Origin of the sequence: Vibrio gazogenes (genome assembly GCF_023920225.1) — a bacterium.
In the GTDB taxonomy this organism is placed as follows: Bacteria; Pseudomonadota; Gammaproteobacteria; order Enterobacterales; family Vibrionaceae; genus Vibrio; species Vibrio gazogenes.
Map to the genome: position 1 here is coordinate 123972 of NZ_CP092588.1, position 20613 is coordinate 144584.

General features: G+C 43.5%; 18 protein-coding genes. 14 read left to right on the top strand and 4 right to left on the bottom strand.

Translation table 11 applies throughout. The features are described 5' to 3' along the window. Positions 1–203 precede the first annotated feature (203 nt). The 11 genes from ectA to MKS89_RS16230 all read left to right on the top strand — a co-directional run bounded on the left by ectA (position 204) and on the right by MKS89_RS16230 (position 11819). The gene (gene ectA / locus MKS89_RS16180) at positions 204–755 is read left to right on the top strand and encodes a diaminobutyrate acetyltransferase (protein WP_072954324.1); all 552 of its coding nucleotides are present in this window, start codon (positions 204–206) and stop codon (positions 753–755) included. A gap of 122 nt (positions 756–877) precedes the next feature. After that, positions 878–2143, top strand: coding sequence for a diaminobutyrate--2-oxoglutarate transaminase (gene ectB / locus MKS89_RS16185; RefSeq protein ID WP_072954326.1), 1266 nt, complete (start codon positions 878–880; stop codon positions 2141–2143). A gap of 9 nt (positions 2144–2152) precedes the next feature. Then, the gene (locus tag MKS89_RS16190; RefSeq protein ID WP_072954327.1) at positions 2153–2536 is read left to right on the top strand and encodes an ectoine synthase; all 384 of its coding nucleotides are present in this window, start codon (positions 2153–2155) and stop codon (positions 2534–2536) included. An 85-nt stretch (positions 2537–2621) separates the two neighbouring features. Continuing rightward, positions 2622–4049: an aspartate kinase gene (locus MKS89_RS16195; protein WP_072954330.1), complete on the top strand. Its 1428-nt coding sequence runs from the start codon at positions 2622–2624 to the stop codon at positions 4047–4049. A gap of 688 nt (positions 4050–4737) precedes the next feature. Continuing rightward, positions 4738–5778, top strand: coding sequence for a type II asparaginase (locus MKS89_RS16200; protein ID WP_072954332.1), 1041 nt, complete (start codon positions 4738–4740; stop codon positions 5776–5778). A 249-nt stretch (positions 5779–6027) separates the two neighbouring features. Beyond that, entirely contained in the window at positions 6028–6606 is a 579-nt protein-coding gene (locus tag MKS89_RS16205; protein WP_207521934.1) for a PDC sensor domain-containing protein, read from the top strand. A gap of 147 nt (positions 6607–6753) precedes the next feature. After that, a complete protein-coding gene (locus tag MKS89_RS16210; RefSeq protein ID WP_072954335.1) occupies positions 6754–8400 on the top strand; it encodes a methyl-accepting chemotaxis protein in 1647 nt (548 codons plus the stop codon). 130 nt (positions 8401–8530) lie between these two features. Further along, positions 8531–9382: a pirin family protein gene (locus MKS89_RS16215; protein ID WP_072954337.1), complete on the top strand. Its 852-nt coding sequence runs from the start codon at positions 8531–8533 to the stop codon at positions 9380–9382. A gap of 238 nt (positions 9383–9620) precedes the next feature. After that, positions 9621–10052 carry a DUF2850 domain-containing protein gene (locus MKS89_RS16220; RefSeq protein ID WP_072954340.1) on the top strand — a complete coding sequence of 144 codons (432 nt, stop codon included), beginning with the start codon at positions 9621–9623 and terminating at the stop codon, positions 10050–10052. Positions 10053–10176: 124 nt separating this feature from the next. Further along, on the top strand, positions 10177–11277 hold the full coding sequence (locus MKS89_RS16225) for a mechanosensitive ion channel family protein (RefSeq protein ID WP_072954343.1): 1101 nt from the start codon (positions 10177–10179) through the stop codon (positions 11275–11277). A gap of 281 nt (positions 11278–11558) precedes the next feature. Beyond that, positions 11559–11819 carry a transporter associated domain-containing protein gene (locus MKS89_RS16230; RefSeq protein ID WP_072954346.1) on the top strand — a complete coding sequence of 87 codons (261 nt, stop codon included), beginning with the start codon at positions 11559–11561 and terminating at the stop codon, positions 11817–11819. A gap of 90 nt (positions 11820–11909) precedes the next feature. Here the strand turns inward: MKS89_RS16230 and pncB are convergent, their stop codons facing one another. After that, positions 11910–13217, bottom strand: a complete 1308-nt coding sequence (gene pncB, locus MKS89_RS16235) for a nicotinate phosphoribosyltransferase (RefSeq protein WP_072954349.1) — start codon at positions 13215–13217, stop codon at positions 11910–11912. 272 nt (positions 13218–13489) lie between these two features. On the opposite strand from pncB, the gene MKS89_RS16240 reads away from it, so the two are divergent. After that, on the top strand, positions 13490–14212 hold the full coding sequence (locus MKS89_RS16240) for an NUDIX hydrolase (RefSeq protein WP_072954351.1): 723 nt from the start codon (positions 13490–13492) through the stop codon (positions 14210–14212). A gap of 12 nt (positions 14213–14224) precedes the next feature. Here the strand turns inward: MKS89_RS16240 and MKS89_RS16245 are convergent, their stop codons facing one another. After that, entirely contained in the window at positions 14225–15379 is a 1155-nt protein-coding gene (locus tag MKS89_RS16245) for a DUF3541 domain-containing protein (RefSeq protein WP_083571246.1), read from the bottom strand. Positions 15380–15754: 375 nt separating this feature from the next. Between MKS89_RS16245 and MKS89_RS16250 the strand changes: the two genes are divergently transcribed. Further along, positions 15755–17116 (top strand): diguanylate cyclase, encoded by a 1362-nt coding sequence (locus MKS89_RS16250; RefSeq protein ID WP_165614802.1) that lies wholly within the window; start codon positions 15755–15757, stop codon positions 17114–17116. A gap of 42 nt (positions 17117–17158) precedes the next feature. Here the strand turns inward: MKS89_RS16250 and MKS89_RS16255 are convergent, their stop codons facing one another. Then, positions 17159–18697, bottom strand: coding sequence for a DUF3612 domain-containing protein (locus MKS89_RS16255; RefSeq protein WP_072954354.1), 1539 nt, complete (start codon positions 18695–18697; stop codon positions 17159–17161). Positions 18698–18871: 174 nt separating this feature from the next. Here MKS89_RS16255 and MKS89_RS16260 point away from each other — a divergent pair, with 174 nt between their 5' ends. After that, the gene (locus tag MKS89_RS16260) at positions 18872–19495 is read left to right on the top strand and encodes an aldolase/citrate lyase/malate synthase family protein (RefSeq protein ID WP_072955074.1); all 624 of its coding nucleotides are present in this window, start codon (positions 18872–18874) and stop codon (positions 19493–19495) included. Positions 19496–19639: 144 nt separating this feature from the next. Here the strand turns inward: MKS89_RS16260 and MKS89_RS16265 are convergent, their stop codons facing one another. Next, entirely contained in the window at positions 19640–20557 is a 918-nt protein-coding gene (locus tag MKS89_RS16265; protein ID WP_072954357.1) for a chemotaxis protein, read from the bottom strand. Between the last annotated feature and the right edge of the window lie 56 nt (positions 20558–20613).

Here is a 20613-nt window from a genome sequence, read left to right on the forward strand (position 1 = left end):
TATATAAATTAAAAAACATTTTGTTATACATCTAAATATTAGACATCTTAATTTATGTTATGGCTCTTGAATTTTTATTAATTAAAATCAGTATTTTATATTTTAATTGGCTCTTTTTTTCTAAATTGTTGCTTGAAATAAGCACAAATCATGTGTTAGTGTTTTGGAAAATTAATTAGAGTTCAAAATAATTAGGCATTATCATGATCACCAACATACCATGGTCAGAAATGGCTAGAGCGACACTAGAGCGAAATCATTCGCAGTGGATTTTTAGAACCCCTATTCGTTCAGATGGTCAGCGGATTCACGAATTAGTGAGTTTGTGTCCACCATTGGATGAAAACTCTGCATATTGCAATTTTTTACAGTCAATTCATTTCCAAAAAACGTGCATTCTTGCTGAACAGCAAGATGATATTTTGGGATTCGTTTCTGCTTATCGTAAACCGGACAAGCCTTCAGAGCTGTTTATTTGGCAAGTTGCCGTGCATCCGTCTGCCCGAGGGAAAGGTTTAGCATTTGATATGTTAAAGCAGTTGATTTCTCAGGATAATTTACAGGATATCGAAGCGATTGAGACCACGATTACCAGAGATAATCAGGGCTCTTGGAATTTATTCAAGAAATTCGATCGTGCTAACGGCCTGCAAGGGCAGGTTTCAACGTTTCTTGATGAGACGCGACATTTCGATGGACAACATGAGACGGAATATTTGTATCGTATTCCGCTTGAGTCAATCCCACAGACGTAGTGACGACTAAACGTAAATATTCACTGAAGTGACAAGTACACTCCAGCGATTGCTGTTGTCTGCTTGCCCTATTTACCCCAATTCATACATAGAAAATTCAAACAAAGGAAATGTATTCAATTATGAATATTTTCAACGAGAAAGAGTCAAACGTACAATCGTATGCTAATCACTTCCCTGTCGTGTTCGCGACCGCAAAGGGGAGCTGTCTGTATTCCGAACGTGGTGACCGATATCTTGATTTTTTAGCCGGTGCCGGTGCATTAAATTACGGTCATAACAATGCCATCCTGAAACAGGCATTGCTGGATTATATCGACCGAGATGGTCTCACCCATGGTCTGGATATGTATTCGCAGGCTAAGGCCGAATTTTTACAAGCATTTGAGCATCACATTCTTCGACCACGGATGTTGGATTATAAAGTTCAGTTTACCGGACCAACCGGTACCAATGCAGTTGAAGCAGCATTAAAGCTGGCCCGAAAAGTGACTGGTCGCAGCAATGTTATCGCCTTTACCAATGGTTTCCATGGTTGCTCGTATGGTGCACTTGCCGCAACCGGTAATCAGCATCACCGAGGCGCAGCAGGACTACATTTACATGGCATTCAGCGTCTGCCGTATGATGGATATGCGGGACAAGATGGCTTGAAATTGTTTGAAACTATGTTAACTGATGGTTCTTCAGGGATGGATAAACCCGCTGCCGTATTAGTCGAAACCGTACAGGGAGAAGGTGGACTCAATGTGGCTTCCGAGAGCTGGTTACAACGTTTGAATACCCTTTGTAAACGACACAAGATTTTGTTGATTGTCGATGATATTCAAGCTGGGTGTGGGCGTACAGGGACCTTCTTTAGTTTTGAACCAGCCGGCATTACACCGGATATTGTCACGCTATCGAAGTCAATCGGTGGTTATGGTCTACCGATGTCACTGGTACTGATGAGACCTGAGCTGGATGTTTGGGAATCCGGTGAGCATAACGGAACATTCCGTGGTAACAACCATGCGTTTGTGACTGCAACCAAAGCCATTGAGACCTATTGGACCAACCATGATCTTGAGCATCACATTGGCGAGTGTGCCCAATCGGTAACCCATGTTATTGAAAAAATGATCCGTCGATATCCAGAGGTACTTTCACGTCGGAAAGGACGCGGGTTGATGCAAGGTGTGGAATGTACTTCCGGTGAGGTTGCCGAAAAGATTGCCCGGGAATGTTTCAATCAGAGCATGATTATCGAAACTGCTGGACCTGACGGTGAAGTTCTGAAGTTCTTCTGTCCATTGACAATCAGCTCCGACGAGCTGCAAGAAGGACTGGAAATTTTTCAACGTGCGACAGAGACCGTGGCACCGCAATACATCAAAAAAGCATCTTAAGGGATTGTTATGATTGTTAGAACATTAAAGGAATGTATTCAGAGTGAGCGACGTGTGGTCGCGGAAAATTGGGAAAGTGTCCGTATGTTATTGAAAGATGACAATATGGGGTTCTCATTTCATATTACGACGATTTATCAGGATACCGAAACACATATTCATTATAAGAACCATCTTGAATCCGTGTACTGCATCTCCGGCAGTGGGGAAATTGAAGTTGTCGGTGGAGAGACTTTCCCGATCGAACCGGGAACGCTGTACATCTTGGATCAGCATGATGAACATTATCTACGGGCTTATCCCGGACAGAATATGGTGATGGCTTGTGTCTTCAACCCACCGTTGAATGGACAAGAAGTCCATGATGCGTCTGGTGTCTATCCGTTGAGTTAAGTTGTCGTCGAAGTTGATTGTGATGTTGGAGGAATGTATCTATCCGGACAGTCAGGAGACTGTCTGGTCATAACAAGGAGAAAACATGTCATTTACCGTAGAGAAAATCGGCGGTACATCCATGACCGCATTTGATGCAGTGATGGAAAATATCCTGCTACGGCCGGAAAACCCTTATCAACGTATTTTTGTGGTCTCTGCTTATTCAGGCATGACCGATGCGTTGTTGGAATGTAAAAAAACCGGTCAGCCCGGTATTTATCAGTTAATCGCCCAAAGAAGTGAGAAGTGGCAGGAAAAAATGGAAGAGTTAGAGCAACGGATGATGCTCATTAACCAGAATATTTTTGCTGACCCGATGTCTCGTCTCCGTGCCGATAAGTTTATCCGCTCTCGTTTGTCTGAAGCGAAGAATTGTATCCGTAATATTATGGATACTTGCCAGCATGGGCAATTTTCTCTGAATCGTTATCTGCCGCAGATTCGAGAGTTTTTGTCTTCTTTGGGAGAAGCACACAGTGCTTATAACACGGTCTTGAGACTGAAACATTCCGGTATTAACTCTCGTTTTATTGATTTATCGGGATGGAATGAAGATCATCACGGTAGTCTGGATGATGTCGTTCGTCAGGCATTTGAGAATGTTGATGTGACATGTGAACTCCCGATTGTGACTGGTTATGCGTATTGTGATGAAGGTTTGATGAAAACGTATGATCGAGGCTACAGTGAGATGACGTTCAGTCGTATTGCTGCCTTAACGGGCGCCGGGCAGGCGATCATTCATAAAGAATACCATCTCAGTACAGCGGATCCGGGGATTGTCGGTGCGGATGTTGTGCGTCCGATGGGAGAGACGAACTTTGATGTCGCCGATCAATTGGCGAACCTCGGTATGGAAGCGATTCACCCCAATGCTGCCACTGGACTACGCCAGCAGAATATTCCTTTAATCGTGAAAAACACGTTTGAGCCGGAACACAGCGGAACACGTATTTCCGGCGGACATGCTCCAGAGAATCATCGTGTGGAAATTATTGCGGGCCGCGATAAAGTGTTTGCGCTGCATTTGTTTGATCAATCGATGGTTGGATTGGTCGATACCGTCAGTTATGAGATGGCAGAGATGATCGCTGAAGCGAAAGTCGATCTGATCGGAAAAGAGATGAATGCCAACTCGATGACTTATTATTTACATGGGCAGAGTGATAGTTTGAATCGTCTGCTCGCAAGTGTAGAACAGCGTTATCCGGCGGCATCTGTTTCTGGAAAAATGGTGGCGTTGATCTCGGCGATCGGTGCTTCGATGGACACATGTGAAGTGCTGGCAAATGGTATGGTTGCATTGGGACAGGGTAATATTCAGCCGATGGCTGTGCACTCGTCACTCAGAAATGTCAATGTGCAGTTTTGTGTCGAAGATAAACATTATCATCAGGCGATTTGTTTACTTCATGAAATGTTGATTGAAGAGCGTTGTCCTAAAAGAAAACCAAGGCGCTATGCGGCCTAATTTAGGTTAAACATGTGCATCAAAATACTAAAAACGGATGACAAATTATGTCATCCGTTTTTTATAATACGTTTATTTTTATACTTTGTAGATAAACAATAAAATAAATGTGAATTAAGTATTGTCGATTATTTTATAGGATGTAAATGTAAGCGGGAAATATACATTTATTCTCATGTTTCATAAGTATGGGTCGGAAAATTCGACGTTCGATTACCTGATAATTTTTATTACAATTATTTAAATTGAGTTTATGAAATAATTATGATAGGTGAATTTTATTTCTTACATTCACAATAGTATTCATTCTATATTTCATGGTTTTCGTCAAATAACATTAATCAAACTCTCGAAACAAGAATAGAAATTTTTTAACAAAAAGTGATTTTTATAAGATAAAATTTAAAATTGATAGGTTGATTTATAAAATTAATAAAAATATTTTAATTTTGATGCTTGTCAGAGTTTTTGGGAAGAAAATGTTGCACAATTTGGGTGCAATTGGTCTTGGAACATCATGATAGAGTTCGATGTATTGATTATATCGGCTGATGCATATGTTTGGCATATATTTACGGACAATGATGAAAATAAGGACATTACCTTTATCTATATTCTACATACTTTTCGTTTAAGTACGAAACTAATTGCGATAAAGATTATAGAAATGAATTAAAAGGTAAATGAAATGAATAAAAAATATCTATCCAAAACGATAACTGCGTTGATGCTCTGTACCTCTTTTGCTTCTTTTGCAAATGCGGATAAACCTACTGTCAAAATTTACGCAACTGGAGGAACCATTGCGGGAAGTTCTGAATCCAATATGGATACAACAGATTATAAAGCCGGCAAAATCGGTGTTGATCTGTTAATTTCTGCTGTACCTGAGTTAAAAGATTTTGCCCATGTGGTTGGTGAGCAAATCGCCAATACAGACAGTAATAATATTAATCAGAATATTTTGTTAAAGCTCAGTAAAGCAATTAGTCTGCAACTGGCTGATGCCAATACCAGTGGTGTTGTGGTCACTCATGGGACTGACACGCTTGAGGAAACAGCATTTTTCCTTGATTTGACGGTAAAAAGCGACAAACCGGTAGTCATCGTTGGTGCAATGCGTCCGGCAACTGCGATTAGTGCGGATGGTGGCATGAACTTGCTGGAAGCTGTCAGACTGGCGTCAGACGATGATGCGAGAGACCGTGGCGCAATGGTTGTGCTGAATGACCGGATCGGTTCTGCATTTTATACCACCAAAACCAATTCAACGATGCTGGATACATTTAAAGCAACCGAACAGGGATATCTAGGCGCGTTCTTGAGTGGCGAACCACATTTCTATTATGAGCCGACAAAACCCGTTGATAAGCCTTATTTCGATATCAGCCATGTCAAACAATTACCAAAAGTGAAAATTCTGTATAGCTATCAAGATCAAGATCCTGCGTTGCTTCATGCAGCCATTAAAGAAGGTGCGAAAGGGATTGTCATTGCAGGTACCGGCAACGGTTCTTTATCAGATGTGATGCTTGAAGCAGTACAAGAAACAATGGATAAAGGCATTCCGGTTGTTCGTTCAACCCGTACCGGTAATGGATTCGTGACGCCAAAACAAGAAGGTATCGGTTCCGGTGTTTATAATCCTCAGAAAGCGAAAGTACTTTTGTCTCTGGCACTGGCTCACGGTGACAACCTTAAGACAATCAGAAATTATTTCGAAAATTAATCTTCACTGATACATATTTTCCAAAGGGTCTGCGGTGCAGACCCTTCTTTATTGTGGCGCGCAGTCTTAACGAGTCTTAACGGGACAGACACTTTAACCAGCCATCTCGGCTTGACAGGACAGTCATCTTAACCATTCAGTAACGGATCTCACTAATTGATTTTTTTCTGCAGGTAATTTGTCCGATTTCTTTATCATTAGCTATATTTTGCATTATCTAAGGCAATAATTGTGATAAGGACTCCGACTATGATTCGTCATCTGTCATCGATGATTTTTACCGTACTGCTATCATTTACTTCACTATTACCACTAACGTCTGTCCACGCTGAAGATGCACCCGACAGTCTGAAAGAGTTGATTCCTCAGTTGGAAAATTGGGGAAAAGATCCTGTTCTGATTGAGGCCGTGAAAGCACAAAATAAGCAGGAAGTCTCTTTAGATGAGATAAAAAAAATGGATGAGATATGGAAGAACACATCGGATGTCGATGATTTCATGTCCTCTCTGATGAGCAATAAAGCTGCGAAAAGGTTGCTGGAACTTGAAAATAGTATGCCGTTTCTGATTGAGCTTTTTCTCATGGACAATCAAGGCGCTAATGTGGCGATGACCAATAAGACTTCTGACTATTGGCAGGGAGATGAAGATAAGTTCATTCAGTCTTTCAACGGTGGTCAAGGTAAAGTCTATATTGGTGAAGTGGAATACGATGATAGTGTGCTCAGCTATCTTGTTCAGGTTTCTGTCCCAGTGATTGATTCTCAGGGGAAAACGATTGGTGCGCTTACTATCGGGATTAATCTTGATGAATATGAAGACCAGTAATGTACTGAGAGATTGCTTATCACATCATGAATTAAACCACCGATTTTAACTAAGAATTCTCATAATCATCAGATAAAAAAACAGTCAACCGCACCTCTCCTGTTCGTTATTCGTAACAGGTGAGGTGGGTTGTTTGGGAGGGGATTGATGAATTATTTTAAAAATTTGGGAATTCGCTGGAAGTTATGTATTCCATTGATTCTTGTCATGTTATTGGTACTCACATTATCGGGCAGGAGTTTGTATTCAGAAGGATTACAGGCTGAAGCGATTACCATTGTGACCCGCCAAGAAATACCAGCACTGAGTTTGGTGCAGTCAACGAATCGGGATCTATATCAGGCTTGGGTCGCGGAACGGAGTATGTTGACGTTACCCGTTAAAAGTGAGCAGTATCAACTCATGCAGAAAATGCATGATGACAGTATTAAAACCGCCAGTCAGAGTATGGAAAAACTCAAATCATTTCAGTTGAATGCAGAGATGAAACAACTGGTCGAACAATTCTGGAAGACTTATCCTGAGTGGGTGAAAATCACGGGGAGAATTGAACAAGAACGGAGTTCAAATTCCCGGGCCGGGCGCAGTACCGCGATCGGATTATCGTTTAATGAGGGGTTTGAGTTATTTCAAAAGACGCAACATCACCTTGAATTAATTACCGATATTGTGGCCTTCAACGCTGATGAACGCACGGATAAGCTAGAAGAGATGCATCAGAATTATCGTTCAGGTCAGTTGTGGTTAGTTGGTTTCTCTTTGTTGATTTGTTTGGGGATTATCTGGTTTTTCCCATTACTGATTACGGGGGATTTGAAAAACATTACACAGCAAATTCAGGCACTGGCGAAAGGAGGCGGGGATTTAACCAAACGGTTGAAATTAAATCGTCGTGATGAATTAGGAGAACTTGCCGCTTATCTGGATAAGTTTATGAGTGAACTCCATCATCTTGTGACACAGATTATCAGCAATGCACAAGAGAACAATGTCCATGTTTCCTCGTTAGGAGAGATGTCACGCAAAGCTTGCCAGACCGCTGAGAAACAGGTGATCTCCATGCGAGAGGTCTCGTCTTCTAGTCAGGAGATGAATGTTGCGATTCAGGATGTCTCTCTCAGTACATCCGAAGTGTCAGATTCTACAAAAAAAGCGGGTCAGTCTGCCAGTGAAGGGGGACAACAAGTCAGTACTACCCAGCAGAGTATTGGTTTACTGAATGAAAGTGTGGAGCAGGCCGTGGCCGCTATTTCTCGCATTGATGAATTCACCAACAAGATTAGTTCAGTCTTAACCATTATTAGTGGCATTGCCGAACAGACGAATTTGTTGGCTCTGAACGCTGCGATTGAAGCTGCAAGAGCTGGGGACTCAGGGCGTGGCTTCGCTGTGGTTGCCGATGAAGTTCGAGGATTGGCGAATAAAACTCAAAGTTGTACTGAAGATGTCAATGAAATGATTACCAATCTTGAGAAGAGTGTGCAGGATGCTGTCCAGATTATGAATCAGGCGACTGAAAGAGCATCTGTGACGAAACAAGCGAGTGAGAATACCCAGCGAGCCATTGATGACATGATGATGTCGATGGATCATGTAACAGAAAGAACAACGCAAATCGCTGCTGTGATTGTAGAGCAGAGTAAGATGGCCAAACATATTCAGGAAGAGATCCGTATAATTGAGGCTCAGTCTCAGGAAAGTGTTGAAGAGTCTTCTGAGGTTGATCAGGCCTGCCGCAAGCTGGATGAGCTCCATCGCCACTTATCTCAGGTGCTTGGAAAATTTACCGTATAACGATATTGACAGCATGGCATCGGATCAGCTTCAAATTTTTTGATGAAGAGCCTCGAATGCGCCTTCTCATCATTCACGGTTGAATTTTTTAGAATTTGCTTGTCATTTAAATCATAACCGGAGAGCACCTATGTCCAATGTACGGCAAATTCACCAAATTATCCCGGCTCAGCCGACTTCTGATGGAGATGGTGTCAAGATTCGTCGGGTCGCCGGTTTCAACCATAAACAGTTTTCACCATTTTTGATGCTCGATGAACTTAAATCTGATGAACGGGCTGATTATGTCGGTGGTTTTCCACCCCATCCGCATCGTGGTATCGAAACACTGACTTATATGATGCAAGGCCATTTTCAACATCGGGATCATATGGGGAATGTCGGAGAGCTTCGTTCTGGTGGTGCACAATGGATGGCCGCGGGTCGTGGTGTGATTCATAGTGAAATGCCAATGATGGAAGATGGTTCCCTACATGGATTCCAGATTTGGATCAACCAGCCGGCGAAAAATAAGATGCAGCCAGCGCAATACCATGATTTTCAGCCTGAAGTTATCACCGAATATACGCATGATGAGACAGGGCTGTTGAGAGTGCTTGCAGGTCAAGCTGAAATTGCAGGTCAGATGTTAAGTGGTCCTTTACTGCAAACGGGTGTCCCGTTGCTAGTTGCAGACTGGCGGGCGAACTTAGACCAGTCGCTTCATCTTAAAATACCGCAACAGCATCAGGCCATGATCTACGTTTATCGGGGTGAAGTGCAACTGGACTCTCGTGTTGTCAAAGCCGGAGAGTTTGCTTTGCTGACTCAGGGAGATAGCTTAATGGTGCAGTCCAACACGCCTGATAACGGTATGTTGATTCTTGCCGGTGAACCAATTCATGAACCTGTGGTACACTATGGTCCGTTTGTGATGAACTCGTATGCTGAAATTGAGCAAGCAATTAACGATTACAATAGTGGTCAATTTGAGACTTATTAATGTTCATAGAAGTTTAACTGCGGTCGTGTGCGGCTTGGTGTTAAATTAAGCAATGCCATCCGTGGGTATACTATTGATATGCAAACTGCGCTATTGGTTTGGTAGAAGTCTATTTTTAGAAGATATCTCACCGTTCTCGATTGTGTCCATGCTTAGAATTTGTTCCAATGGATATGACCCTGACGATGGTTATCTTTCATGACCAGTCGTCCCTGAAGTTACGAAAAGGAGCACACCATTGAAATCATTATTGGCAGTGCTGGGACTATTGCTTATCGGCTGTAGCGCAGTATTGATTTATATGAGTTATCAAGATTATACCAGCCCGAAGAAAGTTTATGGTGTTTGGTTAGAAACGCAAGTTATGCATGATCGGCGAGAAGTGATTACATTTAATAAGCGTGGGGTTTATCGAAATAGTCATCTGATTACCACGAAATTTGATTTTAATGGGAAGCAGGTTCAGTTTAAAAGTGGTGGCCAGGAACATATCTATCAGATTAGTGGTACCGCGTCTTCTCCTCAGTTAAAACGTATCGAGCCGAGTCAACCGGTTCAGGTTTTGATTAAAAAAGGTTACGAACATACACTGGCAAAGCCCGACAATGCTTGGCATCGGGTCAATAATACCAGAAGCTCTTTCGCCGAAGGGTTCACCAACGGCGATTAGTCTGTTTTTAAACGATGTGATCATGCTAGGTCAGAATCGTATCGATGACGTAGATTGAGGCTGGTGATATCCGATATTTTTTGTTAGCGTTCAACTCACTGATATTAATAATTGACCCCGACCTATGAACTCATGGATTAACGATGTTCTTTCATCTTCTATATGGCAAAGAGAAGACACGAATGTGTTTTTAATTACACTTGCCAGTTTTGTCGCCTGGATGGTATGGCGCTTTATCTGTCGTCATTTGAATCAACTCACTGAAAAAACCAAAGTTCATTGGGATGATCTTCTTCTTCACGCATTGCGCTCCCCGATCAGTGTATTGATTTGGCTTTGGCCGGCGACGATTTCCCTCGGTTTGTTACTTGAAGATATGATTACCAGCCGATTAGACTGGCTGGAAACCCTTAAATTGGTGTTATTAGTCTGTTGCTTTGTTTGGACGTTGATACGGTTGGTCAACAATATAGAAGATTACGTATTGCAGACGAAAGACAAGGATAAAACAACCGTTCAAGCTATTTCCAAGGTCGTCAAGTTATTGGTGTTCGTCGTCGGCCTGTTATCGATTATGCAAACGTTTGGTCTCAGTTTGTCCGGATTACTGACGTTTGGTGGTGTCGGTGGTTTAGTGGTCGGTTTTGCCGCAAAAGATCTGCTGTCGAATTTTTTTGGTGGCATGATGATCTACTTTGATCGCCCTTTTAAAGTCGGGGACTGGATTCGTTCACCGGATCGCGTCATTGAAGGGACCGTTGAACGGATTGGCTGGCGGATGACGGTGATTCGCACGTTTGATAAACGTCCGCTTTATGTACCGAACTCGGTATTCAGTAGCATTGTGGTTGAAAACCCGTCGCGAATGCTCAATCGACGTATCTATGAAGTCATTGGCTTACGATATGGGGATTCTAAGAAGATTGCCACGATTGTTACTGATGTGAGGCAAATGCTAGAGGAACACCCTGATATTGATGTGAACCAGACTCTGATAGTTAATTTTGATTCTTTTAGTGCATCATCATTAGACTTCTTCATCTACACCTTCACGAAAACTGTCAACTGGATACGTTACCATGATGTAAAGCAGGATGTGCTGTTAAAAGTGATGGATATTATTCATCATCATGGCGCTGATATCGCTTATCCAACCCAAACCCTCAAGTTAGAGTCTGAAAGAGTGGGCTCTGAATCATTCGAAGCACATACGAACCGAAGTTAATCTCAGATATCTCTTTTGTTGACCCACCAAATTGCCCGAGCAGATCCCCATCTGCTCGGGGTATATATTACTTTGTTTATTGATATGAAGAGGTCATTCTTGTATCGCTGTGGCAATTTCGGTCATTGACAGAGGAGATGATCTGTTTGAATTTGATGAAATGAAATTGATTACATAAAATTAAATATTGTCAGTGATGAGAGCTTCCTGACAAAGTGATGTGATTCGAACAAGATAACCCGTTCTAGTCCACATACCAGACCATGAATCAAGGAGGAAAGATGCGTGTTGATATCGTTGGTCGACTTTTGGGTGATTTTTTTCTTGAAGCAAAAGTGGCGATAGCTGATATTGGTTTGTATTACGGGCTGGATGTCAGTGATTACCCAGAGAATATGACATTAGAAATGCTGGTTTATCAGCAGATTGGAGATAAGCCTGAACAAGGTGATTCCTTTTACTGGCAGGGATTAACTTGGGTAGTTGCCCGAGTTCGGGATTGGCGGGTTCAACTCGTCGGACTCAAGTTACCGATGAATTGAATGGTGTCGGTTGATGTATCATCGACTAAACCGTTCGTGTGTTCGGTTATTGGTTGATGAAACCGAGCGACCTGAACCATAAGCTATGATTCAGGCGGCTGCAATATATTTACGTTGATTATGCTTCATGGCTTTGAGAGTGGCGATAAGCTGATCAATATCGAAATCAATATTGAATTGTTGCTTCAAATTGGCAAGAAAGACAGCATCTTCACACATCGCTTTTTCGGGTTCGTCGCTGATCTTCGCCACAGGGCGGCCATGACATTCAGCGAGTTTGATCACAATCGATAGCGGCTTATAGGTTTGACCGTATTTGTTTTTCCAACCACCCAAATCATTGGTGAGGAATGTCCCAATCCCGAAAGAAATCCGAGCGCGTCCAGCGAAATATTCACACAATTCCAGTGCCTGACTGAAGTCGAGGCTATCGGAGAAAATAAAGAGTTTCGTCCGTGGGTCGATCCCCAGTTTTTGGTAGTGTGCAATCATCTTTTCACCCCAAGTGAAGGGGCAACCGGAATCATGACGGACACCGTCGTAAGCTTTCGCCAAATGCATATTAAAATCATTGAGGAAAGCATCGATATTGAGCGTATCGGTAGGCGCGATAGACAGTTGACCATCGAACGCTGTCAACCACTGTTCCAGCGCGACGCGTTGTGAATCTCCCGGATTGACCAGTGCCTGATGACCCATAAACCATTCATGCGCGATTGTCCCAATCGGTTTGAGGTCGAATTTCCGGGCAAAATGATAGTTACTCGTACCGAGTAACAGCTCAGGGATCTCTTGCTTCAACTCGGCCATGACTTGTTCTTGTATGTGTGCTGAGAAGCGGCGGCGTGTCCCCATTTCCGTGAGTCTAAAGTTATCAATACCGCGCTCGGCCAACTCATGCTTCAGCGCGATGAGTTTATTGTGCAATACCTGACGAGGTAAGTCAGCGGGAACATCTTGCCAACCATGTCGGCTTCTGACTTCTGAGATGATCGCCATAATCATCGTTTCATACAAAATCGTGTCGCGCCATGTTCCCCGGACGCCAACTCGCAGTTGACGTTTGGAACCTTGTTGGATGATGCCGAATTCAACCTGCTGCGTCGGCTGAAACTGGAAATAGCGTAATGCATGCAGGAAAGCTGGTTTTAGATGAGATGAACTCTTTTTCAGATAGTCAATTTCTGCCTGAGAAAAGCGTAACTTCGACAGTTGCTCCACTTCACTGCGAATTTCCGGGAGCAGCCCAGTGATATCTTCTTCTGAGCGGACGGTCAGTTCGTAACGGACTTCAATGTTAGGATAAAACGTATGGATGGCCTGCATCATATTAATTTTATATGCATCCAGATCCAGCAGACTTTGGATGATATGTTTAGAAAAAAGATGATTGTTCATGGGGGCATCCTCACTTTTATGTTAGTAACATTGTGTGCCTAACCTAAGGCGGACATTAAATGAGACGCGAGCATTTGTCAATCATTAGTCTATGGTATCATGGATAGGAATATCATTATGAATGATACCTTTTGGGTATAAAACTTTATTTATTCTCAGATTATTTTGTCACTAAAATCATCGATTGAGTTCGTAACATTCTGTGATTAAATTTGACCTATGATGATGTCATTTCATAGAATGAGCGGAGAGTTGTATGGGAAAGCTGCTTTATGATTGTAACTATCGATATGATCTGCCTTCGTTTGTCTGATGACGGCATTCAAGTTTTGCTGGTGAAACGGAATAATCCGGAGCGTCCGGATTTTGGCATGTGGGCGGTTCCCGGAGGCTGGGTATACGACGAAGATTTTACCGCGCGTGGTGGTGAGCCGGCCGATGAAGATTTCGAAGCAGCACGTCGGCGAATTTGCCGGCAAAAAGTACATACGTATCCTAATTTTATCAGTGACCCTTTGGTTGACGGCAATCCGAAACGCAACCCTGATGGTTGGAGTGTCAGTATTTCCCACTATGCGTTGCTGAATCGGTCGAATATCAGGCAAATTGAAGCTGCCGGAATGGATCGTAACCGTCTCGACTGGTTTGATTTAAACCTCGTTTTGCAGGGACAGATAACGCTGGCTTTTGACCATGCGGCTCAGATTCAACATGCATGGATCAAATTACGGGCAGCCGTCGAATATACCTCAGTCGTGCTCTTTTTTCTGGAGAAAGAATTTTTGGTTGCAGAAATTATCGATGCTTATGCGAAGTTCGGGGTTGAAGTAAACCGGATGACAATTAAACGGCGGTTGATTAACTCAGAAGTGATTGTGAGTACCAATAAAATTGCTGCCCCGAATAAAGGTCGTGGACGTGGCGGGAAGCCCGCAACGGTCTATCGGCTTGCAAACAATGAAGTCAGCTACTTTCAGACTTGTTTGAGGGGGTAGCTAATTTAAGCATTAGCCTCCATCCATTTTTTGTTTTTGATCTTGCGTAGCTTGTTTTGGCTCGAGCCCGTATGGGAGATCTCTGAAGATTGCCGGATTTTGGTCATATTTCGGTGTTGCGTGGGGTTGCTGCCATCCCAATAGCATGATTGCGAGCAGATTACGATGTTCACCCTGTGCCAGATTGAAGTCATCTTTTCCCGAAGGGATCATCTGCTTTAATGGCGGGATCGCTTCCTGAATCGCCTGTCTGGTCTGCGTGACGACCGGATCCTTATCCAGCCCGGCAAGCAAAAAACTTAATCCGACTTCTGCAATCACATCCGGTTTTGTCCGTGCAATAATAGTTTCTATATTGGTACGGAAATAGTGGTAAATCCATTGATAATCTGCCGCTGAAACGGAATGCTGATAATAACCTGAAGCTGCAATGATTATGTGCGTCATACCATAAATTTTATTCTCATACTGCTGCTTAGACAGTGCTTTGTCCTGCTCATCCGGATACGTTTTCCGGAATGCTTGAATAAACGCTTGTACGACATCCTGTTCACCCAATTGCCTGAGCCAGAACACCTGGTTGGCTAATTGGGCTGCCCACGCCTTGATCATCTGCGGATCGGTCGCGTACAGACTGAAATCATATCTACGCAAAACCTGACGCAGTCGCTGGTCATGTTTGTGTTTCAGACCATATTCATCTGCCCGAGCCATCGCACCGAGTAAATCAACGCCTAAATAAATATATTCCGGATGATGTTTTGTTACCGAAAATCGTAGCCGGGACCGTTCGCCTTGACGTCCTTCATACGAGGACAGACGCTGTTGAGAGTACAGATAAACCGCTTCAGGTGTGGTGACATCGTTGGCGAAGTGGTTCAGTGTACTGGCAACTCGGGCCATATCCTGCCAAATCCCCGCAGCATACTTGTTATCTAAGGTTTGTCGATACATCCGTAGTGCGTAATGCCCTGCTTTGAAGGCCGGTAGTGTATAGAGGCGCTGTTCATAATACTCAGCGATTTGATCTGCAGAATCCTGATAACTGGGGGGAAATGTAGCCGCTTCATTTGCAGTGGGCGTTCCAATCTGCGTATTGGGTGCCGCAATACTCTGACAGATAAATATGATGAATAAAACTGAAGCTATGCCACATTTATTTAACATATGCCGACCCAGTTCACAGAGGATGATTTATAAAACATATGCATTCGTAGCAGTAGCTATGTTAGCGCAGTGCAATAAGTCTGTGAAATTATCGCCTTCACTGACGGTTGCGGTACTTCTGCACCGTGATTCTTGATAGTTTAAATGAAAAAATAAATTAGGTTTGGCCTTGTTTTATATCGTGTTTATTGACAGCTAAATCACTAGTGGGGCGTTCTTATTGGCTGAAAGTAGCTATTCTGATATGAACTGTTTGATTTTAATAAATTTTTAATGTCAGAGTGCTCTTTTTGTCTATGTGATCAGGTCAATGATCATTTCATGGCTGGAGGAATACGACATATTCACACCAGTCCCTCACGAGAGAGGAGCATTATGCGCGACATTCTGTTCAAAAAATGGACAGTGATTGGTTTCCTTGTCTTACTTGCCTGTATCTTGATGGTGTTGGTTGAGTTTATTTTCCAACGTCATCAAGAGGTGATGCGTCAAGAAATTCAAAGTAGGACAACAGAGGAACTTTCCATTATTCGATTTAAGCTGGAAGCGACGATTCTGGCCGATATTTATGTGGCGAAAAGTTTGTCAACGTTGACGACTGTGAATGCCAGTACCGTTGCAGAGAGTTGGGAAAAAGTTTCGCTGCGCATTATGGAGCAAGGGAAATACATTCGATCACTGAGTCTTGCTCCCAATGATATTATTGAGTACGTCTATCCGTTGAAAGGAAACAAAAAAGTCGTCGGGCTGGATTTTAGGACGATGCCTGAGCAGTGGAAAACGGTTAAACAAGCGCATGAACTGAAAGAGATTTTTATTGCCGGTCCGGTGGATCGGGGGAAAGACGATCAGGTCATTATTGCGCGCTGTCCGGTTTTTCTTGACCCGCCATATAATCAATTTTATTGGGGGGTGATCAGTGTCGATATTGATATCGATAGCTTGCTTCAGTCCCTTAAGGTTGCTGAGGTTCTACCCGGCTATGATATTGCAATCCGAGGAAAAGACAGTTCGGGAAAACAGGGCGCAGTGTTCTGGGGAGAACCTGATGTCTTTCAACATGCGTTTGCTCAAGAGATGATCTATTTTCCACATGGCTCCTGGAGTATTGCAATCGCAGAACAAGACAACGTCAATATTCTTGACCAAGTGCCTTGGTTTCAGACCAATATTGTGCGTGTGATTGGTTATCTGTTACTGATATTCCTTATTGCTTCTTTTCTGGTGATTTATCGTCTTTACGATAAATCGAATCGTCTTTCTCTCTATGATGAACTGACTCATCTACCGAATCGCCGTTATTTTATGAGTGAACTGAATCGATATTTCGAGCGAGAAAAACGAGCGAAGCAACCTATGGGTTTTGCCTTACTGTGTATCGATGTGAATAAATTCAAAACGATCAATGATACCTATGGGCATAATGTCGGGGATCAGGTACTGGTGGAGTGTGCCCGACGGATTGAGAATGCGATTCGGGACAACGATTGTGCTGCGCGTATTGGCGGTGACGAGTTTTTAGTCTTGTTGAAAGGTGGCGAAAAAGGGGAAGACTTACGGAAAATCATGGATCGAGTGCGTCATGCGGTTGGCGTGACCCCAGTGATTTGTGGAGAGCTTGCAATCCCGGTTGGTATTAGTGTCGGTTATACACGCTACAGTCCAGAAATGCAGAGCGTTAACGAGATGATTCATCATGCTGATAATGAAATGTATGATGAAAAATATGCGTCCTGAACCCCTGTGAGTCCCAGAATTATCGACAATTACCCGACAGTGTTATTGGTCAGTCACGATAACATTGTCGGGTGAAGTGTTGTAGCAGCTCGGCTTCCGGGGACAGACACTGCCTCTGGGGCAGATTAACCGAGCATCGTTGACGATACCGCGTTCTATCCACTTGATATTGAGTATTTTCGCCAGTGTCGTCAGTTCGTTCTGAATTGCTGACGGTATCGCTGACATCCCGCCGTTTCTGACACAGGATTCTTTCAGTTCCATCGCCATTTGCCGGGCATCACCTCCTTGAGCATTGATCGCCGGATTTAAATCAATGCCGGCACATAGAACCCGATTATTCCCCGCAGGATCGACGAGATTCAGCGATTCACAACAGTAGATCCTGGGTTCATCTCCGACATTGAGCAGTGAAATTTGAGCGGAGCTGGATGACTGTGGATGTTTCAGTTGTCGAAAGACGGCCCAGTGTTGACAGGGATCGTTGACTGTCCTCATATTGCCCCAAGGGAGTGGAATCCCGTTGCCACGGTAGACGGCTTTGAGCTTTCCTTCTCCATAGGCATCAAAGTAATGCCAGTAAGGATAAGGGGAAACCACGGTCATTCTGCGCATGGCAACGGATGGGGACACCCCGACTTTCTGATGGACGCTGATTTCATAACCATTGCGATCCAGCAATTGCCGGAATGGGACTTTCGGACAGAGCAGTGCACCGGCAAAAAAGCTGGATTCGAAATCTCGCCAAGCTTGTAAGATATCTTTTGAGTTGAGTTCATAACTGGTTTGAGGATTTGCCATATCTTCCCAGCTACTGGTATGGCCGATAGAGAGAACGGTTTTACAGCCATCCTTGCTGTGAAGAATATTGTGGCCGATGTATACCGCGAGATCATACTTGAGGCGAGTCGGATGATGCTTCATCACCTCATTGAGGTAAATCCTGTTCGGTGATTCAAAATAAGAGGTGATTAACTGTTTGGCACAGATCCCCAACTCATCTTGAATGTCTTGAGGCGCTTGTGAAAACCAGTGAATCGTGAGCCCCAAATGTCTGGCAATATCCGTCAGATCCTCAACCGTCAGATTCAGTTTTTTGAGTCCGATGTTTTCTGCTGCGCGCTCCAGATCCGGAAAATGATTTTGTAAGCTTTCTTGATGTGCCCGAATGAGTAATTGGGCGAACTGACGACCGGTGATACCTGTTTGAGATAACATCTCCGGAATCGCAATCTGGAGAATATCTTGTGAAAACAAAAAGCTGGGTTCTAGCGCCATCCCGTTGATTCCCCCCCGACTTCCTCTATCCGGGGTGATATCGATCTGTTCCGGTTGATCGTCGAGAAACCACTGTGGGCTTTTTTGAAAGACTTCAGCGATCACTGCGAGCATTTCAATGCTCGGTACCCGTTTGCCCCGTTCAATCATCGAGAGATAAGACACAGAGGGGGCATATTCAGGATTCAGGCGAATACAACGGGATGATAAATCTTCCATGGTCAGATGATTTCTTTTTCTCAAATTTCTGACTTTGGTGCCCAGAAAGTGAGATTGTCGAATTAAGCTTTTAGATGCGGTCATTTGTAAAATTCACACTGTAAAATTTTTGTTGTGAAATTGTGTATAAAAATAGATTAGTCTAAAAAGTAAGCAAAATCACGATACAGCCAAAAAAGAGTGTTGCATGGTGTGATTTTGTGAAACGGAAAGCGTGAAACGGAGAGTGTTTGCTACAAAGAGGATGTATGAATGAATATGCCAATGTTACAGAGTTCGTTAGAGACTGATCGTGCTTTAAGATCAAATGACTCATCATATGAGCAACAGTCAGGTCAGTTTATTACCGAGATGGTTATGTCCGTGGAGTCATTGGGGGCAGGACAGACACAAGAAAAACAACGACAGGCGAAGCAGTTACTTGACCAGCTTTTCCCGTTGCATGAAGGATCGCATCGTGATGTGACAGAATATGTGATCGATTACCACCATTTGATGGCTTATTTTGAAGACGGACGTCATACCGGTCTTCGTTATCCGCAACATTTCGTTGCCTACCTCGGCGAGCGCAACGGCCCGGAAGCGATTTTGTTCCGTAATGGCGATGGATGTCACGTTGAAGTGACGTTGGGGAATGGCAAAGGAACGGGAATGCCGGAACTGGTTTTGGTTGACGACATTCAATTGGAAACTTATACCCACTTGAACTCCGTCGCGTCAGAAAGTCATGCAACGTTAGGCCTTCGTCATTGGGTCAGTTTGGTGAAAGCGGATGGACAGGGGCATCCTCAGATGTGCAGCGAAAACAAAGAATATCAGTCTAAAGATGAAGCGGATTATCAGCTGGGTATCAGTTTCAATCTTGGCTCACTCAGAGCTTGATGCGATTGCGCTTTGCTCGCTCATCTTCGTTCATTCACATCACTCAGAACATATCAATAGCCGCGTATCGGTTGCCAAGCAATCTATACGCGGTTGATGTGTTGATCGAGAGTTTTTTAAATGCATGAACAGTCGTATCAACCGTTAGCTGCTAAACGCCCGCTCTTGTAATTTCGTCGCCCCATTTAACATGGCTTCGACTAACTCGGTCGCGTGAAATTTTTCCAGTGCTTGGTGGGCACCGACCTGACGGGCGCGATCAACACAGATTTCACTGGAAAGTGAGGTATGGAGGATAATGTAGGCGTGGTTCAGGGTATCATCATTCTGGATTTCGAATGCTAACTCATAGCCGTCAAGACCCGGCATTTCGATATCGCTGACCAGAATGTCGATCGGGGAGCCTTGTTCTGCTCGGTTGCGCATTAATTGCAGACCCTCTGCCCCGTTCCTGCAAATTTCATAGGGAATGTTGATACCGTCCAAAGCATCGGCTAACTGTTTTCGGGCCAGACTCGAGTCATCAACGAGTAAGATATTAAAGGACTTGAGTCTTTCTCGTTCTACATCCGTCAGAATCGGAATTTTGGTCGCTTCGTATTGTGGATATATTTTCGACAGGAGGAGTTCTACATCCAGCATTTGAACGATATTATCCTGATAACGAGTGATACCGGTAACAAAAATGTGATGTCCGGCAGTTGACGGTGCTGACTCAATCGAGCGCCAGTCACATTCAATAATTTTTTCAATCGACCGAACCATAAATGCAACGACAGTACGCAGGCAGTCGGTGACGATCAAATAACAATCTTGATAGTCCTCCGGTGGAATTGGCCGGAAACCAATAGCCGCAGCCATATCAATCACTGGAATGGTCATATTGCGAATGGTGACTGTACCAACAACATTGCGATGAGAATACGGGATTTGTGTCATTGGTTGATAGGACACAATTTCTCGAATCTTTAAGGTGCCAATAGCAAACAGCTGACGTTTCAGGTTCAGTGTAAACATCAACATCCCTTGCGATTGATTGGCTTTACTAACAGTTTTCGCCATGACGATTTACCTTAAAAAATACTTACGCCAATAATATACTTAAATTGCACTAAGAT